We start from the raw sequence: 22,448 nt of genomic DNA on the forward strand, positions 1-22,448 counted from the left end.
CACGAGCCGCGAGGTGAGCATAGGCGGGACGAGTGCGGCCGGGAGCAGCCACCTCGGCAAACCGGCGGCCCGACCGATCAGGATGGCGGCCGCGGTGGTCGACGTGGCGTGGCTCGACGGGAAGCTCAGCCGGCTCGGCGTCGACACCCCGACGACGATCCTCGGGTCGTGCGGACGCTTCCGCCGGACGATGCGTTTGATGATCACCGACGCGGCGTGCGCACCGAAGGCGCCGACACCGGCTTGGACCCAGAGCCGCTCGGAGGCGGGGTCGTTGCGTTTGACGGCCAGACCCCAGCCGATCGCGGAGATGGCCAGCCAGCCGAGTGAGTGTTCACCGAAGTGCGACAGCCCCCGCGCCGTGGAGACCACGCCCGGCTTGTCCACCAGCGCACCCTGCACCGCGATGAGTGCGGCCACTTCGCCGCGCGGGTCACCCAACGCTGGGTCGTCTACCCGCTCAATCGATTCCGAAGACACGCGCCCAACTCTCCTTGCCGGTCAGTTCCGCGTGCGCGGCCCGATACTGTTCCTTCATCTCCGGGAACCTCTCCCGCAGTTCCTTGACCAGCGCGAAGTATTCGCGGGCCAGGGCGATCGCCTTCTCGCGGTCCCGCTGCCGATAGACCACCCCGCGGCCGTCGGCGGTGGTGACGGTCACGCCGTCGACCCGGCCGAGACTGAACCAGCGTGCCTCGATCGGCGGGTAATTCGCTTGCGGCACTTCGTGATGCCGCGGATCGGCGGGACGCAGGTTGTTACGCACCGACGCGGCGAGGGCTTTGGCCTTGGCCACCTTGCCCTCCGGCGGGTTGGTACCGAGCGCAGTCGCCTCACCCGACGTCCGGGGCAGTTCCGTGGCCGAAGGAAGCACGACGGCGTCGGGGAACTGCTTGCGCATCTGCGCGACCTTCGGCAGCGCGGTGGGCAGCAGTTCGCGGATGTGGTGGGGTCCGGCGAGGAAGTCGCGGATCGCCTCGCTCTGGATGGCAACCGTCGAATACTCCAGGCACAGAAGATGTTTGGCCGCCGCCTTGGTCATCGACCGCAGGATGCCGGTGATCGGACCGTCGTGGTGCAGCGACGCGACCACCAGCCGGTTGCGGAGGTGGAAGTACGCCTGCCAGTCGATGGCGTCGTCCTTGTCGCTCCAGGCCATGTGCCAGATCGCGATTCCGGGGACGGTGGCCGTCGGATATCCGGCTTTCGCTGCGCGCAGGGCGAATTCCCAGTCGTCCCACTTGATGAACAGCGGCATCGGCAGACCGATGGTCTCGGCGCAGGCGCGCGGGATCATGCACATCCACCAGCCGTTGCCCTCGACGTCGATGCGCCGGTGCAGGTTCGTCGAGTTGTCCCGGTCGCGCAGTGGGTACTTCGAGAAGTTGTGGTCATAATCGACGAACGGCGCCGCGGTCCACATGAACTTGTTGCGGTCGATGACCTCACCCATGCAGTGCAGGTGACTGCGGTCCTGGAGGTTGAGCATCTGTCCGCCGACCAGCATCGGGGTCTTGGCGAACCTCGACATCGCGAGCGCACGCAGGATCGAATCGGGTTCGATGGCGATGTCGTCGTCCATGTAGAGCACGTACGGGCTGTCGGTGAGCCGCAACGCCTCGAACATGATGCGTGCATACCCACCAGAACCACCGAGGTTGCCCTGGTCGAAGATGTGCAGCCGATCATCCAGGCGCGCAGCGGCTTCGGTGTAGCCCGGCTCGTCGACCACCTTGCGGGTGCCCTGGTCGGGCATCAGCACCGCGTCGATCACCTCGTCGACCAGCGGGTCCGAGGTCAGCGCGGCGAGTGCGGCGACCGCGTCGTTCGGCCGGTTGAAGGTCGGGATGCCGACCGTGATGCCCACTCGCGACTCGCCGTCGGGTGCGTCGATCGGCGCGTACCAACCGGCCGAGAGGATCTCGGTGTCGGTGTCGGTGGTGACGTCGAACCAGATCCAGCCGCCGTCCTCGAACGGCCCGAGGTCGAGCTCGAATTCCGCTACGCCACGCCCGGTTTCGTCGGTGGCGATGAGATCGCCGCCGATCCCGATGCGGGAGCCGTCGATCTTGGAGCGGTAGAGATCCACCCGGCACGAGCCGATGACCTCGACACGCAGGACAACCGAATCCAGGATGCTCCACCGGCGCCAGTACGACGCCGCGAAGGCGTTGAAGTAGGTCTCGAAACTGACCTGCGACTCCGCACCGAGCAGCACCGACGTCCGACTCGGCGCATGCGCGCGCCGGGCGTTGCGGTCATCCTCCACCAGGTACAGCGAGCGCACGTCCAGCGGTTCGCCGGCGCGCGGGAAGATCACCCGCTGCAGAAGGGATTTCGCGTTCGACGGCCCGGAACCGGCGGTCGGGATCTCGGATTGGGTCACGGGGCTCAGACTCATCTACTCTCCGCTGTCTTCGGTCAGGGGCGCACCGTCTGCGAGGTGCGGCGCCAGCGTGTTGTCGAACATGGTGAGCGCACTCGCGATCGCCATGTGCATGTCCAGGTATTGATAGGTGCCCAGGCGTCCACCGAAAAGCACCTTGGCCGAGGTTGTTTCGTCTCTGGCCAGTTCGCGGTAGGCCGCGAGGGTTGCGCGGTCCTCGGGGGTGTTGATCGGGTAGTAGGGCTCGTCGTCGTCGTTGGCGAACCGCCCGTACTCACGCATGATGACGGTCTTGTCGGTCGGGTACGAGTCGCGCTCCGGGTGGAAGTGGCGGAACTCGTGAATCCGGGTGTAGGGGACGTCGGCGTCGTTGTAATTCATCACCGGGGTGCCCTGGAAGTCCCCGGTGTCGAGCACCTCGGTCTCGAAATCGAGTGTGCGCCAACCGAGTCGGCCCGCCGAGTAGTCGAAGTACCGATCCAGCGGACCGGTGTAGACCACCGGCGCGTCGGGATTGGCGGCGCGCAGTTCGTCGCGTACGTCGAACCAGTCAACGTCCAGCCGCACCTCGATGCGCTCGTCGGCCGCCATCTTCTCCAGCCACGCGGTGTACCCGTCGACCGGCAGACCCTCGTAGGTGTCGTTGAAGTAGCGGTTGTCGAAGGTGTAACGCACCGGGAGGCGGGTGATGTTGCTCGCCGGCAGGTTCTTCGGGTCGGTCTCCCACTGCTTGGCGGTGTAGTGCTTGACGAACGCCTCATACAGGGGGCGGCCGATCAGGCTGATCGCCTTCTCCTCGAAGTTCGCCGCCTCCTTGGTGTCGAACTCGGCCGCCTGCTCGGCGATCAGCGCACGCGCCTCGTCGGGGCTGTAGTACTTGCCGAAGAACTGCGCGACCAGACCGAGCCCCATCGGGAACTGGTAGGCCTGACCGGCGTGCATCGCAAAGACGCGGTGCTGGTAGCCGGTGAAGTCGGTGAACTGGTTCACGTAATCCCACACCCGCTTGTTGGAGGTGTGGAACAGGTGCGCACCGTACTTGTGGATCTCGATGCCGGTCGTCGGCTCGGGTTCGGAGTAGGCATTGCCGCCGATGTGCGGGCGACGCTCGAGGACCAGGACCCGTTTGCCCAGCTGGGTCGCCGCCCGCTCGGCGACGGTGAGTCCGAAGAATCCGGATCCGACGACGATCAGGTCATAACTGGTATCGGCTGCCACGGGTCCTCAGGGTAACGGACGTAACCTGAGGGTTCTCCGCGCCACCACGGCTCCGATCACAACGTTGCCCTACCAGTCGCGCCTCCCCCCGGTAAGGTAGGAACACATCGGTCTGAAGACACGCGGCCCGTGACACCCATCCCACTCGATCAGGGGACCGCGTGACGCCTTCACAGCCTGCCGACCTCTCCCAACGCCGTTTCGGCACCGAACCGATCCACTCCGTCACCGTGGTGGTGCCCGCACACAACGAGCGGCACACCCTGCGACCGTGTGTCGACGCGCTCTGCGCGGCCGCGGCGGCGGTGCCCGTGCCGGTCGAGATCATCGTCGTACTCGACGCCTGCGACGACGATTCCGCCTCGGTGCTCGGACCCGGTGTCACGGCGGTGAGCATCGACGCTCACAACGTCGGTGCCGCCCGCCGCGCGGGTTTTGCCGCGACTCAGAGATCCGGCCCGACGGCCACCACGTGGTTCGCCACCACCGACGCCGATTCCACCGTCCCCGAGGACTGGCTCTGCACGCATCTGGACGCGGCCGAGGCGGGCACCGACGCGTATGTCGGCACGGTCACCCCCGACGGTTTCGGCCAGTGGCCCGACGACCTCGAGGTGCGCTACCTCGAGCGGTATTCGCACCGCCCCGGACATCGACACGTGCACGGAGCGAACCTCGGTGTGCGCGCCTCGTCGTATGTGGCCGTCGGCGGTTTTCGACCGCTGGCGGTGCACGAGGACGTCGATCTCGTAGACCGCCTGCAGGCACTCGGCAGCTCGATCACCCGGTGCGCAGCAGCGCCGGTGCGCACGTCGACACGCGTGGCGAGCCGGGTGGGCGAGGGATTCGCGGCCTATCTGCGCAAACTGGCCACCGAGGCTGCCCAATGAATGCGGGGGCCGCGTTCGCCGCGGTCACAGCCGACCGGTTCGGCCTGCCCCGACCCGGGTCAGGACACACCGGCGAGCGGTTTGCCGCGCTGGCCCGGGCGTGCACGGACGACATCGCCACCGGCCGGCTGATCGAGGCCCATGCGGACGCCGACGCGATCCTCGGCGAGATCGGCGGAGCGTCGGTCGGGCCGGGAGAATTCTGGGGGGTGTGGGCGGCCGACCCACCCAACACCCAAGTCAATGCGTTGGGCAGCGACGACGAATGGGAGCTGTCCGGCACCAAACCGTGGTGTTCCGGAGCGCAGCACTGCACACATGCATTGATCACTGCCCACACGGAGTCGGGGGAACGGCTGTTCGCCATCGAGCGGGACCAGAAAGCACTGCGAGTCGACCCGGCAGTGTGGAAGACCGACGGCATGCGGGGGTCGGACACCTGCACGGTGATCCTCGACCGGGCCCGCGCGCACCCGGTTGGCCCACCAGGGGCGTACCTCGAACGTCCCGGGTTCTGGCATGGCGCTATCGGGGTGGCCGCGTGTTGGTTCGGAGGCGCCCGCAAGGTGGCAACACCCCTCTACCGCGCTGCGGTGCGCCGCGACGACCCGCTGCTGCGCATGCACCTCGGGGCCGTCGATGCGGTCCTCGCCGCAGGCTGGGCGCAGTTGCTCGATGCCGGCCGAATCATCGACGCGGACCCTCAGGAGTCCACAAGACGGCTGGCCCACCAGGTGCGCTGGTCGATCGAGCAGGTCGCCGCCACAGTCTTGGATCGCACCGGTCGCGCGCTCGGTCCCGGTCCTCTGACCGCCGACGCCGGGCATGCCCAGGCCGTCGCCGATCTGATGGTGTACGTCCGACAGTCCCATGCCGATCGTGACCTCGTCGTTCTCGGTTCACTGGCCGGGGCAGCCATTCCGGGCCCGACGGCGACAACACCGGACACAGTCCTGCCGGCCACCCGAAACGGGCAGGCGCGGTGAGCGTCTCGGCGGCGCGATTCGCCGCGGTACCGCCGTCGGACACCGGCACCGCCGAACCCGAGTGGGCGAAGTGGCTGGACCGACAGGGCCCGTGGGCCCGCCCACGGTTCGACGTCGAGGTTCTGGTGGTGCTGGCTGCCCATCCCGACGACGAGGTACTCGGAGCAAGCGGAATGATGTCGGCGGCCATCGCCGCGGGCGTACACGTGGTGACCGTTTGCCTGTCCGACGGGGCCGGCTCTCATCCGGGATCACCGACGATGTCACCGCCCCAGCTCGCTGCGCGCCGCCACCTCGAACTCGACACGGCCGCTGCCATCCTCGGTCTCGATCCGCCGCGGTGGTGCGGACTACCCGACGGTTCGCTCGAACAGCGCGAGGACGACATGGCCGTAATCGTCGGTGCTCTGCTCGACGAACATCGCGGCAGCCGCGTCGGGTTGCTGTCGGTGTGGGCCCACGACGGTCATCCCGATCACGAGGCGGTTGGCCGCTGCGCCCAGACGATCGGCGCGCAACGCAACGTCCCGGTCTGGATGTATCCGGTGTGGATGTGGCACTGGGCATGCCCCGGCGACCCCGCGATCCCCTGGGATCGGTTGCGGGCCCATCCCCTCGCGGAAGGGGTGCTCGGGGTCAAGCGGGCAGCCGTACGCGCGTTCGCCTCTCAGATACGACCGTTGTCCCCCGCACCGGAAGACCAGGCGGTTCTCAGCGCGCACATGCTGTCCCACCTGCTGCGCGACCGCGAGTTCGTCTTCGAATGAGACGCCCGGAGCCCAGTGCGGGACACCGCAACGTCCCGCTCTCGTACTTCGACGCGATGTACGAGAGCAGCGACGACCCCTGGGGTTTCGGCAGCCGGTGGTACGAGCAACGCAAGTACGCGTTGACCTTGGCGCTGCTGTCGTCGCCGCGATATCTGTCGGGTTTCGAACCCGGATGCTCGATCGGCGTGCTGAGCGAGGCGCTGGCCACCCGATGCGATCGACTTCTGTGCACCGACATCAGCGACCGGGCAATCGGCCTCGCCCGTGACCGCCTGCGGCATGCCGACAACGTGCGCCTGCGGACATGCGATGCGTTCACGGACTGGCCGGACGCCCAATTCGACCTCATAGTGGTCAGCGAATTGCTGTACTACCTCGACGGGGAGGCGCTTGGGGACCTGATCTCGCGGCTTGCGAGGTCGCTGACGGCGGGCGGCGAAGTAGTGGCGGTCCACTGGCGTCACCACGTCGCCGAGTACCCGTCGTCGGGCGACGACGTCCACGACGCACTCGTCAGATCACCGGCACTTCTTCGTCGGGCCGGCTACACCGACCGCGACTTCCGGGCCGAATCGTTCACCGTTGGGGACACGCCGTGGGTTGCCGAGCGCGACGGACTCGTGGCAGTCGAGTCCGCGACCCAGGCGTCCAGGTCAAGCTAGAATTGCTGGTCTACGGGGGATCACGATTCGGATGCTGGTGGGGCAAGTGGCACAAGAAGGAGGACGCACCGTGTGGGCTGATGACCGGTCGGAGATGACCCGGATTGCCAACGAGTTGCGGTCGCAGAGCGACGACACCGAAGCGGTGTTGCGCAAGATGTCGAAGTACGCGGTCGATACCCTCCCGGGCGCGGAGTACGCGACCATCACCCTCGTGCGCAGCGGGGTCATCGAATCACCAGTGATCGTCGGTGATCTCGGCGGGAAGTCCGACGAGCTCCAGCGCGAGTTCGAGGAGGGTCCGTGCGTGCGTGCCGCCGTCGACGATGAGACGATCTGGATCGAGGACATGCGCAGCGAGCCCCGCTGGCCGCGTTTCGCCCCGGCAGCAGCGGCGCTGGGTATCCGATCGATGGCGTGCTTCTGCCTCTATATCGAGGGCAATGATTTCGGCGCCCTCAACCTGCACAGCACCGAACCCGATTCGTTCGGCAAGGACGCTCGCCTGCTCGGCGAACTGTTCGCCGCCCATGCGGCGACCGCGTTCGGGGCGGTGCGGGAGAAGGAACAGCTACGTGCGGCGCTCAGTTCGCGCGACATCATCGGGCAGGCCAAGGGAATGTTGATGGAGCGCTACCACATCGACGCCACGGCTGCGTTCTCGCTGCTTGCGCGGCTTTCCCAGGACTCGAACACCAAACTCGTGGACATCGCCCTGCAGATCGTGCACGCGGGTCCCGGCGCCTGATCGGCTCAGCACCCCGCGGCGCCTGATCGGCTCAGCGCAGGGCGTCGCGCTTGGGGAAGCCGAGCACCGCGATCCCGCCGCGGGCTTGATAGCGCTGCAGTCCGCGGCCGGCGAGGGCATGCGCGCCGGTCTGCCGGCTGAAGTACATGATGCCCTTCTCGAAGACCTGGATGACGCCGGCCGCGTCTGCGGTGAGGGTCGGCACGCCGATCGCCTTGCCCAGCGGTCCGAGTACGCCACCGAGGTCGGTGAACTTGCCGCTCAGCGCGGTTGTCGCGATCGAGAGCAGCTGTGACGAGCCAGGGATGATCTGGTCGGCGAGTCCGTTGAGGCTGCCCAGATCGAGACTTCCGGCGCCACCGCTCGGACCGACCGGCGGTCGCACGATCTTCGGTTTCGTCGCCTGTCCCTGCACCGAGAAGAACGACGACTTCAGCTGCAGCATCGTCCGCGCCTGCTCGCCGGTGACCTCCTTGGTGCCGCCGGAACCGACCGCGCGCACCTTGAGCGCGCGACCGTTCTCGGCGCCGAGTCCGTTGGCCTCGACGACCTCGAAACTGCGCAGCGCGCCGACGCCGAACGCGGAGCCGATGCTCCCGGCACTCACCGTCGCCGTCCAGTTGTGGTTCGGTGAAGCCGTGTCGCCCTCGTCGGCGACGGCGGGGAATCGTCCGCCCGCCGTGAAGCCGCCGGTCGACGCGGAGAATTCGGTGAACGCCGGTTGACCGTTCTGACGCAGGATCTGGCCGGTGGTCGCGTCGGCCGCGACATTTGTCCGACGATCCTCGCTCGCGACGCCGCCGTAGACCTGTGAGTTCTGGGTGTCGTCGATCTTCTTGCCGCCGGCGATGGCGGCCAGCGCGTAGGTGCGCGCGACGACGGCTTGCGCCTTCAGCGCCTCCATGCCGCCGGAGTCACCCCAGGCGGGCACGCTCTCCTTGGGGATGACGCCCTTGACGTAGTCGTCGATGTGCAGCCGGTTGACGACGCGGCCGCCGTCGAGTCCGAGTGCCCCGCGGTAGGCCGTGTTGGACCCGCAGAATTTGAGGAAGTCGCGCGCCGGTCGAGAGGGCGCCATGCTGATCGGCTCGACGAACGGTGCCGTCAGCCGCACGGTCCGAATCGCGCCACCGCCGCAGCCGCTCATGATGGTGGCCGTGGTCCCGGACAAGCTGACCGCTTGTCCGGGAGCCACGGTCTGGCCACCGACTCGCATCCCGGCGTCCGCGTGCACATTCACCGAGTTCTGACCGGTGAGTCTCACCGTGATCTCGGGCCTGTCCACCTTCCCCGCGGTGGTGCCGCCGTAATAGTGGCGCAGAATCTGACTGGCAGGCCAGCCTTTTCGTGCGTATCCGTAGGCACCCCACTGACCCATACCGCGCCCGTGGCCGTGCCCATGTCCAATCAGCGTCACCGTCGAACCCACAGAGAGTTCCACGTCCTGACTCATGGTCGATCCCGCGACCGCCAGCCCGCCGGCCAACAGCGCCGGCGCCAATCCGAAGGCCGTCCAGGACAGCGTGCGCCGACGGGCATGGCGAGGCCGTACACCCGGCGCCATACCCGACAACCACGTCATCGGACGGAACTTCTGCACTGACGGAAACACATCCCTGAGTTGGACACTCGCCTCAGACGTAACGCCTGTGACTGGTGTGACGATTGAGACTTAAGTGACCATAGTGAACTCACTCGGTTCACAACAACCCCAGAAGATAACAACAGCATCACGAGTTGCCACGCGCGGCGTGTGTGCACGAAGACGCGGCATCCTCGCCTCCACGATGACTCCCGGATCGACCATTCGGACCAACCGGACACACCTGCCCCGTTCACTTGAGGAGCCCCTGTGCGCTATGCCCGACCCAAACCGTCGATCGTGCTGGCCACGATCGCGATCGTTGCCGTGGCGAGTCCGCTCGTGGTCAGTGTGAGCAAACACGATCCCGAGCTGGTGGATCGCACCACGAAGGTGGCCGACACCACGATCGAGCAGGTACCACTGCGCGATCTGTCGACCGTCGTGCTCGACATGGCGTCGTCGGGCCTCGGCGCCGCCGGCATCAAGCTGCCCAAGATCGACCCGAACCAGTTCCCGCTGCCCGACCTGACCGTGCCGCTCCCTTCCGGTCTCGTCCCCACGGCCACGCCTTCGGATTCCAGTTCGACGTCGACGAGCACGTCACCCACCGAGACCTCGACGACGTCGTCGGCAACGGATTCGACGTCATCAACATCGGATTCAACCTCGACGACGGACACCACGACGTCGACAACGACGACCTCCGCAACGCCGACCTCTACAACGACCTCGACGACGTCCGGCACACCCCGATCCACGGCCCGAGCACGCGCGCCCCAACCCCGCATGGCCGACGGCAGGCCCGTGGGCGCGGCGGTCACAACGCTTCGTCGGAGCACCCCGATCAAGATGCTCGCCTTCACCTGGGACCGCCCGGTCGACGTCGACATGTTCGTTCGCGCCAAGCGTCCGAATGGGCGATGGGGTGCATGGACCGCGCTCGAGCAAGCAGCTGGGAGCGAAGCGAGCCCCGACCACCCCGCCGGCACCGAACCGATCTGGGTCGGCAACGCACGCGAGGTGCAGATCGCCGCGACCGACAACGGGCTGGCCATCCCGGCCGCCGAACCGCAGGGCGGCGGGCCGGCGCAGCTGGCCATGGGGTCTGCCAGTGAGATCATCACCAAGCTCGTCACCACCGCACTGTCGGCCATCAAGGCAACCCTGATCAGCCCGGAATCGGTTCTGTCCCTTGGTTCTTCGCTACTCACGCCGCTGCTTGGCGGCCCCTCGGTGGTGGCCCGCGCGCAGTGGGGAGCCGACGAGGCCATTCGTTGTTCTCAGCCCACGTTCTCGCCGACGGTCCGCGGGGCGATCCTGCATCACACCGCCGGTTCCAACGAGTACACCGCTGCGCAGTCGGTGGAGATCGTCCGAGGCATCTACGCCTATCACGCCCGCACCCTCAACTGGTGCGACATCGGCTACAACGTGCTCGTCGACAAGTACGGTCAGATCTTCGAGGGCGCGTTCGGCGGACTGGACCGCAACGTCGAGGGCACGCACACCGGCGGTTTCAACAAGTCGACGGTCGGGGTGTCGATGATCGGCAACCTCGACCAGACACCGCCCACCGGCGCGATGGTCGCCGCGGTGGCCCGGTTCCTGCGCTGGCGCCTCGGCAAGGCCGGGCTCAATCCCGGCGGGACGGCCAACCTGACCTCGGAAGGCTTCTCCGGCAGCAAGTTTCCCGCCGGAGCGCAGACCACCCTTCCGATGATCGCCGGGCACCGCGACTACAACAGCACGAGTTGCCCAGGCACACACGGCTACTCGGCTCTCGCACAGATCCGCGGCCTGGCCGGCGGTGCGTCCGTCAAGCCGCCGGAGTCGACGCCTTCTGCGACACCGACGAATCCGGTACCGGTCCCGTCCGCCTGACAAGTCCATTCGATCCCCTGAACTGAATCTGGGGGAACATCTCACGGGTTGCGATCACGCAAAGTTCATCTCTGTGACGATCTCGCGGCCGGCTCTACCGTCTGAGGAGTCACCCGCGACCGGCCACGCCGCCGATCGCTTCCTCGATCGTGAGAAGAGCCATGACCGACACTCTCGAATCCCCCTCTGCCACAACCATTTCTCGACTCCGCGTCCCCGAGCTCCATGAGCTTCCCGACAATCTACGCCAGCAACTCGAGTCGCTCGAACGTCAGCTCGGCTACATCCCCAACTGGGCCAGCGCGCTCAGCCTCGGTGGTGCGCACGCCGCACGGTTCAACGATTACATCCTCGGCCTTCTCGATCCGAACACCGGCCGACTGCCCTACGTCGACCGTGAGGTGCTCGCCACGGTGAGTTCTGCCGAGAACAAGTGCTCCTATTGCCGCCTCAACCACGCAGGCAGCCTCGGTGAGGCGCTCGGTGACCGCAAGCTCGGCACCCGAGTCGCCATCGACTACCGCGAGGTGCGTGAACTCTCGCCGCGGCACCGCACGCTCGCTCGCTTCGCAGGCAAACTCTCCTTGCATCCCGGTGAGATCGAGGACGCCGACATCGACGAACTGCGCGATCTGGGCCTGAACGACGAGGAGATCTTCGAGGCGGTGCACGTCATCTCGGCCTTCGCCGCCGCCAACCGGTTCACCATCTTCCTGCAGGTCACACCCGACGACCAGTTCTTCAACTGACTTGGCACACAAGGAGATCCACTCTCATGACGGCCACCACCGGAGCCTCGCTTCGCATCTCGCGCCTGCGCACGCCCACCGACGACCAACTCTCCCCCTCGCTCGCCGCACTCTTTGATCAGACCGAGAAGGAGTCCGGCTTCGTCCCGAACTGGCTTCGCGGCTTCGCACTCGACGAGGGGCATTTCGAACGCCTCAACGCCTACCTGTTCCCGCTCGTCCAGGGCGACCCGTCGGTGCCGAGTTCGATCACCCGACGTGAACGGGAGATCCTTGCGACCGTCGTATCGGTCCGCAACGGCTGCGCGTACTGCCACGCCCTGCACGTACATGAACTCGCCCAGTTCCTCGGCGATGCCTGGCTCGCACACCGCATTTCGCTCGACCACCGGGAAGTGCCCGAACTGTCCGAGCGCGAACACGCCCTCATCGAACTGGCGTTGACGGTCACCGACGATCCCGGTGGCGTCTCCGACGACGACATCGAGGGCCTGCGCGGCCTCGGGCTCACCGACGCCGAGATCTTCGAAGCTGTCCAGATCACCGCCATCTTCAACGCCACCAACCGGATCTCCCTCGCTCTCGGGTTGCTGCCCGACCCGGAGATCTTCGACGGCGATCACACCGCCGCACATTCGTGACCAGGAGTAACCCATGACCAGCACCACCAGCCAAGCCACCACCGAATTCGTCCTCCCCGAGGACACCCTCGAGCGCTTCCGCGAGCGAGCCGTCACCTACGACCGTGAGAATCGTTTCTTCGCAGAGGATCTCGAAGAGCTGCGCGAGCTCGGCTACCTGCGGGCGGCACTCCCCCGCGAGCACGGCGGACTCGGCATCAGCCTGCACCAGCTGAATCTCGAGCAGCGTCGCCTGGCTGCGTTTGCGCCGGCCACCGCACTCGGGGTCAACATGCACCTGTACTGGACCGGCCCGCTGGCCGATCAGCTCAACGCCGGCAACAAGGAATTACTCTGGCTCGCAGAGGAAATCGTTGCCGGAAAGGTGATCGCCGCCGGCCACGGCGAACCGGGCAACGATCTCGTCATCGACGACTCCACCACCATCGCCACGCCGGTCGACGGTGGCTATCGCATCACCGGACACAAGATCTTCACCTCACTGTCGCCGGCGTGGGATTGGCTGGGCGTGCATGCGCGCGACAACTCCGACCCCGACAACCCGAAGATCGTGCACACTTTCGTCCGGCGCGACGAGGTCGGCGTGTCGACGGTCGAGACGTGGGACACGCTCAGCGTGCGCGCCACCGCCAGCCACGACACCCTCCTCGACGACGTCTTCGTCCCGAGTGAGCGCACCGTCGGAGTCCACGCCGTTGGTGAGCCACCGACCGGCTACGTCGCCGGTATCTTCCCCTGGGTTCTCCCGCTGCTGGGCAACATCTACCTCGGAATCGGGCGTCGTGCTTTGGATCTCGCGATCGCGTCGGCAACGTCGCGCACCGCGCTGAGCCTCGGGGGAGAATCGGTGGCGCACAAGCCGTTCACCCAGTATCACGTCGCCGAAGCGGAGTTCGCTCTCGAAGGCACCCAGGGACAGCTCGACCGGCTGACCACCCAGCTCACCGCGGGTGAGGATCTCGGTGACCGCGCGCTGCTGCGGCTGTTCGCGGCCAAGGAGAACGGCACCCGGACCGGACGCACCGTCACCGACCTCGCGCTCGAGGTCGCCGGGGCCGGAGCGCTGCACCGACGCAACGAGCTCGAACGTCTCTACCGCGACGTGCGGGCGGGCGCCTTCCATCCGCCGAACAGCGACAGCGCACGCACCTTCGTCGGGTCGTTCGCGCTCGGGTTGCTGTAGCCGCACGGACTTTCGGTACGGGGTCCCGCAAGAAACTAGGGGAAGAACTTCCTCCCCTACTTCTTGAGTCCTCCGCGAGAAGTTTCGCGGGGACGACACCAAGAGTAGGGGAGGAGTTTCTTCCCCTAGTTTCTTGCGGCCGTTCGAACCTTAGCCGAACCACCGCTCCAACACAACCGCCACGCCGTCCTCGTTGTTGCCGATGGTCACCTCGTCGGCGGCGGCGAGGGCGGCGTGATGTCCGTGCCCCATCGCCACCCCGTGGTGTGCCCACGAGAGCATCTCGACGTCATTCGGCATGTCACCGAACGCAATCACCGCTTCCGACGGTAGATCGGCTTGTGCAGCAAGCCGTTCCAGTCCCGATGCCTTGTGTGTTCCCGGCACCGACAGTTCGACGAGCCCGTTGTCGGTGGAGAAGGTGATCTGCGCGAGATCGCCGACGTACCCCGAAAGGCGCTGCGCCATCTCGCCACTTGCCATGCCGGGCGATCGGACGAGCAGTTTGACGGCGGGCTCGGCATAGATGTCGTCGTCGCCGACCTCGACGTGGTCGGGATTGAGCCACGCGTGCTGGTAACCCGCACTGGCCACGAAGGGCGCGGTCGCGGCGTCGTGCGCGGACTCGCCTGCGCGCTCCGCAGCGATTCCGCATCCCGGAATCCGTTGCTTGGCAATCTCTCCCAGCTTCACCAAGACTGGTGGCGGCAGCGTCGCCGACCAGATCACCCGATCGTGCAGCACGTCGTAGAGGATAGCGCCGTTGGCGCACACCGCGTATCGGACCTGTGCCTGCGTGCCGTCGAACTGGTCGGTGATCTCGGCGATCCACCGCGGCGGGCGACCAGTCGCCAGCACGAATTCGGCACCGGCGCCGCGCGCTGCCCCGAGAACGTCAAGAGTGCGTGCGGATACCTGGTTTTCGTCGTCGATGAGGGTGCCATCGACATCACTGGCGATCAGCGTCGGCGGTCCAAATGCCATCAGGACGTCCCGCGCCGCGACTTCTCGGCGGCCTTACGTGCGCGTGCCTCCGCCTTGCGCTCTGCTTCTTCGGCTTCGATGGTCGCCGCCTCCTCGATCGTCGGTGCCGAACCGCCGAGCCGTTCCGGTACCCAGAATTCGCCCGCGGGATGGGTGCCGTAGCCGTCCTGCACCTCGAGCAACATCGTCTTCATCACCTCACGCAGCCGGGCGGTCTCGGCAGACGGGTCGGCGGCCGAATCGACAGCGATCGGAAGGCCGTAGCGCACGGCGACCGGCAGCTTGCTGCGCCCCATGTTCCGTTTACCGCCCTTGGTCCACTGGCGGTGCGCACCCCACACGATGGCCGGCACGATCGGCACGCGCGCCTCGGCCGCCATCCTGGCCGCGCCCGTCTTGAAACCCTTCAGCTCGAAACTCCGGCTGATGGTCGCCTCCGGATACACGACGACGATCTCCCCCGATCGCAACGAGTCCACGGCCGCGCGATAGGCCTCGGCTCCCTCCGACCGGTCCACCGGCACCGTCTTCGTGTGGTTGACGAGGAAGCGCATGATCGCCACGTCCATCACCTCGGACTTGATCATGAACCGCGCCCGGCGTCCGGCCCGGTAGAGGCCGATCGCGGCAGGCAGGAAGTCGACGTAGCCGGTGTGGTTGACGGCGAGGACGGCGCCACCGGTCTCCGGGAAGTTCTGAATACCGGTGAACCGGAGGTCGAGACCCTGCGCGCGGACGAGCCCGTTGGCGATCAGTTCGAGAGTCCGGAAGACCGGTTCGCGACTCTGCGGACGGCTCTGACTCATGCGACCAGCCTATCCGTCCTCACCTTGCTCGCGGGCTGCCCGCTTGGCCGCACGCGCCGCCTGCTCCTCGGCATCCATCCGGTTCGCCTCCTCCAACGTCGGAGCAGACCCGCCGAGTCGCGCCGGGACCCAGAACTCGCCCTTGGGGTGCTCGCCGTACGCGTCCTGCAGCTCCAGGAGCTTCTCGCTCATCACCTTGTGCAGCTTCGCGGTCAGGGCGTCGGCGTCGCCGGTCGGTTCCAGCGGTTCGGCCACCCCGACCATGATCTTGTAGTTCGAGCGGCCCAGCTTCTTGGGATGACCCTTGGTCCACACTCGCTGCGCACCCCAGATGACGGTCGGGATGATCGGTGCGTTGGCCTCGAGCGCCATGCGGGCGGCGCCGGACTTGAATCCTTTGATCTCGAAGCTGCGGCTGATCGTCGCCTCTGGGTACACCCCCACCAGTTCCCCTTGCTTGAGGTACTCCACGGCGGTGCGGTAGCTCTCGCTCCCCTGCTCACGGTCGACGGGAATGTGCTTGAGCGACCGCATGATCGGGCCGCCGTACTTGTTGTCGAAGACCTCTTTCTTCGCCATGAACCGCACGTACCGATGGCCCTGCAGATAGGCGGGAATGCCGGCGTAGGTGAAGTCGAGGTAGCCGGTGTGATTGAAGGCGACGACGCCGGCACCGGTCTTGGGAACGTTCTCGACGCCCGAGATCGTGAACTTGAGGCCCTCGGCCAGCCACAGCAGTCGCGCGGCGGTGATCACAGTGCCATAGACGGGTTCCATGGGTTGAGCTTACTGCGGCGCAATCGATCGACTGACGCTGCGATGCAGGTCCGCATGGATGACACCGATGAGGTTCATCGACTGGACTATCCCGGCGAAGGCCTTCAGCGGTGTCATCCGTGCGAGCCGGTTCTACTGCTCCCCCGCGATGGCAAAGATGAGTTCGACCGCCGCGTCGACGAGCTGGTCCGGTTCCACGTCGAGCCGTCCGTCGGAGTAGTCGAGGTAGAGCGCAACGAGTGCCCCCGAGAGCGCGGTCGAGACGATCGCGAGGTCGCGGCCCGCACCGATCCGACCACCGGCCATCGCGACCGCCGCGCCGACGAACTGCGGGGTGGCCGCGGCACGGTGATCGCGCAGCGTGTCGTCGGCGAGCGGTTCGCGCAGCAGGATGCGCGCCCGACGCGGGTCCCGCTCGAAGAAGTCGCGGATGGCGTCGACAAACGCGCGCACGTCCTGGCGGGGGTGACCCGTCACCGCGACGGCAGTCAGGGTCTCGAACAGCTCCGCGGACACCTCGTCGTACACGGCGGTGAGCAGTTCCTCGCGGGAGGCGAAGCTCTCGTAGAAGTAGCGCGGACTGAGCTTGGCCTCGCGGATCACCGCGCGCATCGTCACCGCTGCGGCGCCGCCCTCGCCCAGCAGTGCGCGGCCGGCGTCCAGCAACACCGCCCGACGGTCCGTCGAGCGATCCGCCAGTGTCTGACCTCGCCACAGCTTTCCGGAACTCACCCGCTCATCCTTGCATCATCGGGCGTATTGACATCGCCCGATTCAACATGAATCATGTGATTCATGTTTACCGAAGAGGCCTTCCAAGAAGCACTCGCACGTCCGCGACTGGCCAAGCCCGCACCGGAATATCTGAAGTCGAACCGGGGTGTCCCGATCCGAGCCATCTCCGAACCGGAGTTGCAGGAACAGACCCGCGAATGGTTCGACATGTTCGCCAAGAAGCTCGACTTCCTCGAACGCCAGGGCAACGACGTTGCCTGGCTGATGACCTGGGCCAAGAAGTACTGGTGGAGCTTCCTGGTCCGCGACATGAGCATCAACGACGAGCTCTACGCAGCCGACCTCCGCTACACCGACGTGACCACGTTCGGCCGCACCATTGTCGGCATCGACGACTTCGTGACCTACAACTTCGCCTTCTTCGACGCGATCCCCGACTGGCGCTACGACCCCCTGCCCGACCAGGTGTACGTCGATATCACGCCAGAAGGCAAGGTACGCATCATGATCCGCTACATCGGTAGCGGCCACTTCTCCGGCGCCCTGCGTCTCTACCCGTACGACGGTTCGGCGCCGACGCTGTATGGCGACGGCCGGTTCATCCAGTGCACGGCCGTCGACCGCTACCACTTCAACACCGACCGCCTGATGGAAGAGGGCGAAACCCTCTACGACTTCATCGACGCCACCCAGCGCGCCGGCATCCTCCCGCGCGACGACAGCCGCGTGCTGCGCGCCGCCTTCGCCGCGTCGAAGATCCCCGTGTCGGTCCAGCGGCTGACGCAGCGGTTCACGTCGCGCTGAGCACCCCGGCATACTGTCGCGGTGGATGATCCGCCGCGCCGTATCCACATCGTCGGGGTGTCGGGAACGGGCAAGTCGACCCTCGCGCGTCAGGTCGCGGACATTCTGGACCTGCCGCAACTCGAACTCGACGAGGTGTTCTGGGACGCCGATTGGACGTTCCGTGACCTCGACGACGCACGCGCTATCGTCCGCACATTTCTGGCCGACAACCCGACCGGCTGGGTGATCGACGGCGTCTGGACACGACGCCTCGACGGGCTTCTGGACACCGACACGCCCGACGGTCCCGATGTCGTGGTCTGGCCCGACCACGCGCGACGCGCGGTCATGTTCCGCGTCACCCGCCGAACCGTTCTCCGAGGTGTCCGCCGTGAGGGGATCTGGCACGGCAACCGCGAGAACCCGCGAGACTGGTTCCGCCGCGACCCCGACAAGAACATCATCCGCTGGGCCTGGGTGATGTATCCGGAGACCCGAAATCGGATGCAGGCACGCATCGACGCCGGTGAACCGGTTCTGCGGCTCGCCGGTCAGCGGGCTGTCGACGACTGGCTACGGTCGCTGAAACAGCGGTGACCGCCATCACGCGGGAATCCTGCAGGCACAACGGCCCACGACAGGCCCGGCGGCGACTCGTTAGATTGGTATGTCGAATGCCCGCACGCGCTCAGCCCGCGCAGCCCAGGAAAGGTCGCCACACGTGCAGATCACCAGCATCGGACATGCCGGCTTCCACATTCAGACCGCCGCCGGGTCGATCCTCTGCGACCCGTGGGTGAACCCCACCTATTTCGCCTCCTGGATCCCGTTCCCGGACAACTCCGAGCTGGATTGGAAGACGCTTGGCCAGTGCGACTACCTCTACGTCTCACACCTGCACCGCGACCACTTCGATGAGCGCAACCTGCGGGAGAACGTCAACAAGGACGCCACCGTCCTGCTGCCCGACTACCCCGTGCCGGACCTCAAGCGCGAACTCGAGAAGCTCGGCTTCCACACCTTTGTGGAGACCACCGACTCGGTGAAGACCACGGTGACGAACGACAAGGGCTCGCTCGACGTCATGATCATCGCGCTGCGTGCCCCCGCCGACGGCCCGATCGGCGACTCCGGCCTCATCGTCTCCGACGGCGAGACCGTGTGCTTCAACATGAACGACGCCCGGCCCATCGACCTCGACGTCATCGACGAGGCGTTCGGTGGCGTCGACGTCCACCTGCTGCAGTATTCGGGAGCCATCTGGTACCCGATGGTCTACGACATCCCGCGCAAGTCGAAGGCGAACTTCGCGTCGCAGAAGCGTCAGCGCGGCATGGATCGCGCCCGCTCCTACATCGAGCAGGTCGGCGCGACATGGGTGGTCCCGTCGGCCGGTCCGCCGATGTTCCTCGACGAGGAGTTGTTCGGGCTCAACGACTTCGGCTCCGGCATCGACGACCCGGAGAATGCTCGGCCGGCCGACGTCACGTCGATCTTCCCCGACCAAGAGACGTTCCTGGAGCAGATGCGCATCCACGGCACCGACGACGGCGAGCGTCATCGTGGCCTGATGATGGTGTCGGGGTCGGTCGCCGACTTCACCGGATCGACGCTCAACGAGGTCGGCCATCCCTACGCTCCGCACGACGTGTTCGGCGAGAACAAGCAGGCCTACCTCGAGCGGATGAAGGAGAAGTTCGCCCCGATCATCGCCGCCGACAAGGCAACCTGGGCCCCGGCCGAGGGCGAGCCGCTGATCGGGCAGCTTCGTGAGTTGTTCGAGCCGATCATGGCGCAATCGGACCTCATCTGCGACGGCATCGGCTATCCCGTCGGTCTCGTCATGACGCCGCACAGTTCGTCGAAGGAGACCACCGACGAGACCGAGATCGTCGTCATCGACTTCCCCAACCGCATCGTGCGCGAGCCGAAGGAGGGAGAAGGCAAGTACCGCTACGGATTCCGCATCGCCACCGAGCTGGTGCGGACCGTCCTTCGCGACAACGAGCCCGACTGGGTCAACACGATCTTCCTCTCCACCCGCTTCACCACGTGGCGGATCGGCGGGTACAACGAGTTCCTCTACACCTTCTTCAAATGCCTCACCGACGAGCGAATTGCCTACGCCGACGGCTGGTTTGCCGAGGCACACGACGATTCGGCGTCGATCACCAAGGACGGCTGGGAGATGCAGCGTCGCTGCCCGCACCTCAAGGCCGACCTCGGCAAGTTCGGTGTCATCGAGGGCGACAAGCTGACCTGCAATCTGCACGGCTGGCAATGGGACCTGCCCACCGGTCGGTGCCTGACCTCCAAGGGGCACGACCTTCGGGCGCAGCGACTCGGGACCTGATGAGCTCATCATGACCGCCGCAGAACGAACCTACGGCGGGCGCGCTGTGAGCGACCGGCTGGCCGATCGCCGCCGTCGGTTCCTCGACGCGGCGCTCGATGAGTTCTCGACGAAGGGCTACGCGGCGTCGTCGGTGACCTCGCTGTGTAAGGCCGCCGGACTGTCGCGACGGCAGTTCTATGAGCTCTTCGCCGATCGTGAGGACCTCCTCATCGCGATCTACGACGAGATCCAGGGAGGCGCCCGTCTCGCGGTCTCGGAGGCGTTGTCCGACAATCCTTCTCGCGATCTCCGTGACCTGGCCACCACAGCGATGCGCGCCTACATTTCCTCGGTGGGCACCGATCCGCGGCGCGCGGAAGTCTCGTTCGTCCAGGTGGTCGGCGTGAGCAGTCGCGTCGAGCAGCACCGCATCGACGGACGCGAGGAGTGGGTCGATTTCTTCGTCGCAACGATGGCCGACGTCGCCGCGCGCCCACCCTCGGATCGACAGCGCCACCTCGCCAACGGCTTCGTCGGCGCCCTCACCGGACTCGTCCACCGATGGAGTTCGTCCGACAACCCGGCGCCACTCGGCGACATCGTGGACGTACTCGCCGACATCCTGCTCGCCTTCACCACCCTCTGACTCGAGAGTCGAGGCCCGCTGGCCCTCCTCATCGCCACCCTTGTGGCGCAGACCACATCTGTGTATCTTCACTAGGAATGTGAGACGCAGGTGTCTCACAACTGGACAAGGGGTGGTTGTATGTGTCGGGGGTCGACGACGTTGCGCGCTCAGGCAATTGGTCTCATCATCGGATTGCTTGTCACGACCTTCGTCGGAAGTTCCGTTCTGGCCACGGGGCACGCGTCGGCAGTGCCGGTGCAGCCTGCACTGCCCTTTCCGGTCCCGCCGGCGATCCCCGAGTTCGACCGCGCCTTCTATCTCCCGCCGCAGCGGGTGGTCGAGTCAAAGAAGCCCGGTGAGTTGATCGCGGCCCGGCGCGTCAATCTTGCTGCGTTCTCGGCGATTCCGATCAACGTGGACGCATGGCAGATCTCCTACCGCTCGACGAACACCCGCGGGGAAGCGATCCCGGCGGTGGCGACACTACTCAAACCGCGCGGTCCGCAGCGTCCGGGTCCGTCGAAGCTGGTGTCTTGGCAGTCTGCCGAGGACTCGACCGCCTTGTACTGCGCCCCTTCGTATGTGATGCAGTTGGCATCGATTCCCGGGCAGATTTCCGGCTCGGTCGACTCGCAGTACGAAGTCTTGCAGATCACGTCGTTGGTCGGTGCGGGGTATTCCGTGGTGATTCCCGACCATCAAGGACCTCAGTCCGCCTTCGCTGCCGGCCCTCTCGCGGGCCGCATCACGCTCGACGGAATCCGCGGTGCCCGAAACTTCCGACCGCTGGGACTGAAAGACGATCTGCGCGTGGGCATGATGGGTTACTCCGGCGGGTCGATCGCGACCGGGTGGGCGGCTGAGCTCGCCGCGTCTTACGCGCCAGAACTACCCATCGTCGGAGCCGCCGAAGGCGGTGTCCCCGCCGACATCGGAGCGCTGGTCAACCTGGCGAACGGCAATGCGGCGTCGGGCCTCATCATGGCCGGGATCATCGGTGTGAGCCGCGAGTACCCGGAACTCGATCGCTTCCTGCAGCGCCATGTGAACCCTCTCGGCCGGGCGCTGCTGACGGTGAAGAGTCCACTCTGCCTGACCTATCAGGCAGCACTCGCCCCGTTCGTCAACATCAAGGGTCTGATCAACCTGCCGGGCGATCCACTGAGCTATCCCACTCCACGAAAAGTGCTGGGCCAGATGAGAATGGGCAAGTCCGTACCCACGTTTCCGATGTTCATCTACCAGTCGAACCCCGATTGGATCGCGCCTGTCGGACCGGTCAACACCCTTGTGCGCACCTACTGCGCCGATCCGGGCGCACGCGTGCAGTACACCCGCGACCATTTCAGCGAGCACATCACCCTGGCGGTCGAAGGATTTGCCCCCGGTGTGGTGTGGATGGCTGACCGCTTGGCCCGCAAGCCAGTTCGACGCGGCTGCACCACCAGCGACCAGGGATCGATGGCGTTGAACCCCGCAACCTGGCGGGCGTTCGTCAACCTGGTCGGCAACAACCTCGCCATTCTCATCGGAGAACAACTCGGGCGGGTTCCGCGCCACCCCTGAGCCTGATCAATGGAGGGCATCGACCGCACAAGCGTTGCCTTCGAGTCAGCGACCCACCCGCCGCCTGCGGCGGCGATCGTGGAGGCGGGAAGAGGGCCGTGGAGCGCGACGCGGCGACGATGATCCACGAAA

21 protein-coding genes and 1 pseudogene are annotated in these 22,448 nt (G+C 66.3%); 14 read left to right on the forward strand and 8 right to left on the reverse strand.

From position 1 onward, the window contains the following. The 3 genes and pseudogenes from ABZW74_RS19990 to glf all read right to left on the reverse strand — a co-directional run. Positions 1–465 (reverse strand): annotated as a pseudogene (locus ABZW74_RS19990) (phosphoesterase); the annotation flags it as partial. After that, positions 461–2,401 (reverse strand): glycosyltransferase, encoded by a 1,941-nt coding sequence (locus tag ABZW74_RS19995; protein WP_355278747.1) that lies wholly within the window; start codon positions 2,399–2,401, stop codon positions 461–463. The gene ABZW74_RS19995 and the pseudogene ABZW74_RS19990, both read right to left, overlap by 5 nt. After that, positions 2,402–3,604, reverse strand: a complete 1,203-nt coding sequence (glf, locus tag ABZW74_RS20000; protein WP_355278750.1) for a UDP-galactopyranose mutase — start codon at positions 3,602–3,604, stop codon at positions 2,402–2,404. Between the two features lie 161 nt (positions 3,605–3,765). On the opposite strand from glf, the gene ABZW74_RS20005 reads away from it, so the two are divergent. The 5 genes from ABZW74_RS20005 to ABZW74_RS20025 all read left to right on the forward strand — a co-directional run bounded on the left by ABZW74_RS20005 (position 3,766) and on the right by ABZW74_RS20025 (position 7,660). After that, entirely contained in the window at positions 3,766–4,494 is a 729-nt protein-coding gene (locus tag ABZW74_RS20005) for a glycosyltransferase (RefSeq protein WP_240857861.1), read from the forward strand. After that, complete coding sequence (locus ABZW74_RS20010; protein ID WP_355278753.1) at positions 4,491–5,480, forward strand: acyl-CoA dehydrogenase family protein; 990 nt, start codon at positions 4,491–4,493, stop codon at positions 5,478–5,480. The genes ABZW74_RS20005 and ABZW74_RS20010 overlap by 4 nt, the downstream gene beginning before the upstream one ends. Then, entirely contained in the window at positions 5,477–6,247 is a 771-nt protein-coding gene (locus ABZW74_RS20015; protein ID WP_355278756.1) for a PIG-L deacetylase family protein, read from the forward strand. The genes ABZW74_RS20010 and ABZW74_RS20015 overlap by 4 nt, the downstream gene beginning before the upstream one ends. After that, the gene (locus ABZW74_RS20020; RefSeq protein ID WP_355278758.1) at positions 6,244–6,912 is read left to right on the forward strand and encodes an SAM-dependent methyltransferase; all 669 of its coding nucleotides are present in this window, start codon (positions 6,244–6,246) and stop codon (positions 6,910–6,912) included. Before ABZW74_RS20015 ends, ABZW74_RS20020 begins: the two co-directional genes overlap by 4 nt. 94 nt (positions 6,913–7,006) lie before the next feature. After that, positions 7,007–7,660: a GAF and ANTAR domain-containing protein gene (locus ABZW74_RS20025; protein ID WP_355278797.1), complete on the forward strand. Its 654-nt coding sequence runs from the start codon at positions 7,007–7,009 to the stop codon at positions 7,658–7,660. 31 nt (positions 7,661–7,691) lie between these two features. On the opposite strand, the gene ABZW74_RS20030 is transcribed toward ABZW74_RS20025, so the two are convergent. Next, positions 7,692–9,224: a SpoIID/LytB domain-containing protein gene (locus ABZW74_RS20030; protein ID WP_240857956.1), complete on the reverse strand. Its 1,533-nt coding sequence runs from the start codon at positions 9,222–9,224 to the stop codon at positions 7,692–7,694. 288 nt (positions 9,225–9,512) lie between these two features. Here ABZW74_RS20030 and ABZW74_RS20035 point away from each other — a divergent pair, with 288 nt between their 5' ends. The 4 genes from ABZW74_RS20035 (at position 9,513) to ABZW74_RS20050 (ending at position 13,699) form a co-directional block, all read left to right on the forward strand. Then, positions 9,513–11,126, forward strand: a complete 1,614-nt coding sequence (locus ABZW74_RS20035; RefSeq protein WP_355278761.1) for an N-acetylmuramoyl-L-alanine amidase — start codon at positions 9,513–9,515, stop codon at positions 11,124–11,126. 161 nt (positions 11,127–11,287) lie between these two features. Further along, a complete protein-coding gene (locus ABZW74_RS20040) occupies positions 11,288–11,875 on the forward strand; it encodes a peroxidase-related enzyme (protein WP_355278763.1) in 588 nt (195 codons plus the stop codon). 26 nt (positions 11,876–11,901) lie between these two features. Further along, positions 11,902–12,516, forward strand: coding sequence for a peroxidase-related enzyme (locus ABZW74_RS20045; protein WP_355278766.1), 615 nt, complete (start codon positions 11,902–11,904; stop codon positions 12,514–12,516). Between the two features lie 13 nt (positions 12,517–12,529). Then, positions 12,530–13,699: an acyl-CoA dehydrogenase family protein gene (locus tag ABZW74_RS20050; protein ID WP_355278768.1), complete on the forward strand. Its 1,170-nt coding sequence runs from the start codon at positions 12,530–12,532 to the stop codon at positions 13,697–13,699. Between the two features lie 150 nt (positions 13,700–13,849). Here the strand turns inward: ABZW74_RS20050 and ABZW74_RS20055 are convergent, their stop codons facing one another. The 4 genes from ABZW74_RS20055 to ABZW74_RS20070 form a co-directional block, all read right to left on the reverse strand. Continuing rightward, positions 13,850–14,683: an HAD family hydrolase gene (locus ABZW74_RS20055; protein ID WP_355278771.1), complete on the reverse strand. Its 834-nt coding sequence runs from the start codon at positions 14,681–14,683 to the stop codon at positions 13,850–13,852. Next, positions 14,683–15,489, reverse strand: coding sequence for a lysophospholipid acyltransferase family protein (locus ABZW74_RS20060; RefSeq protein WP_355278774.1), 807 nt, complete (start codon positions 15,487–15,489; stop codon positions 14,683–14,685). Before ABZW74_RS20060 ends, ABZW74_RS20055 begins: the two co-directional genes overlap by 1 nt. Before the next feature lie 9 nt (positions 15,490–15,498). After that, the gene (locus ABZW74_RS20065) at positions 15,499–16,266 is read right to left on the reverse strand and encodes a lysophospholipid acyltransferase family protein (protein WP_355278777.1); all 768 of its coding nucleotides are present in this window, start codon (positions 16,264–16,266) and stop codon (positions 15,499–15,501) included. A 132-nt stretch (positions 16,267–16,398) separates the two neighbouring features. Then, positions 16,399–16,998: a TetR/AcrR family transcriptional regulator gene (locus ABZW74_RS20070; RefSeq protein WP_355278780.1), complete on the reverse strand. Its 600-nt coding sequence runs from the start codon at positions 16,996–16,998 to the stop codon at positions 16,399–16,401. A gap of 63 nt (positions 16,999–17,061) precedes the next feature. On the opposite strand from ABZW74_RS20070, the gene ABZW74_RS20075 reads away from it, so the two are divergent. The 5 genes from ABZW74_RS20075 to ABZW74_RS20095 all read left to right on the forward strand — a co-directional run bounded on the left by ABZW74_RS20075 (position 17,062) and on the right by ABZW74_RS20095 (position 22,316). Beyond that, entirely contained in the window at positions 17,062–17,805 is a 744-nt protein-coding gene (locus ABZW74_RS20075) for a nuclear transport factor 2 family protein (protein ID WP_355278783.1), read from the forward strand. Positions 17,806–17,826: 21 nt separating this feature from the next. Beyond that, positions 17,827–18,384 (forward strand): hypothetical protein, encoded by a 558-nt coding sequence (locus ABZW74_RS20080; protein WP_355278786.1) that lies wholly within the window; start codon positions 17,827–17,829, stop codon positions 18,382–18,384. A 124-nt stretch (positions 18,385–18,508) separates the two neighbouring features. Then, the gene (locus ABZW74_RS20085) at positions 18,509–20,140 is read left to right on the forward strand and encodes a Rieske 2Fe-2S domain-containing protein (protein WP_355278789.1); all 1,632 of its coding nucleotides are present in this window, start codon (positions 18,509–18,511) and stop codon (positions 20,138–20,140) included. A gap of 10 nt (positions 20,141–20,150) precedes the next feature. Further along, a complete protein-coding gene (locus ABZW74_RS20090; protein ID WP_355278792.1) occupies positions 20,151–20,768 on the forward strand; it encodes a TetR/AcrR family transcriptional regulator in 618 nt (205 codons plus the stop codon). A 120-nt stretch (positions 20,769–20,888) separates the two neighbouring features. Continuing rightward, entirely contained in the window at positions 20,889–22,316 is a 1,428-nt protein-coding gene (locus ABZW74_RS20095; protein WP_355278794.1) for a lipase family protein, read from the forward strand. The last annotated feature ends 132 nt before the right edge of the window (positions 22,317–22,448 follow it).

Source organism: Gordonia sp. NPDC003585 (assembly GCF_040610755.1).
Taxonomy (GTDB): Bacteria; Actinomycetota; Actinomycetes; order Mycobacteriales; family Mycobacteriaceae; genus Gordonia.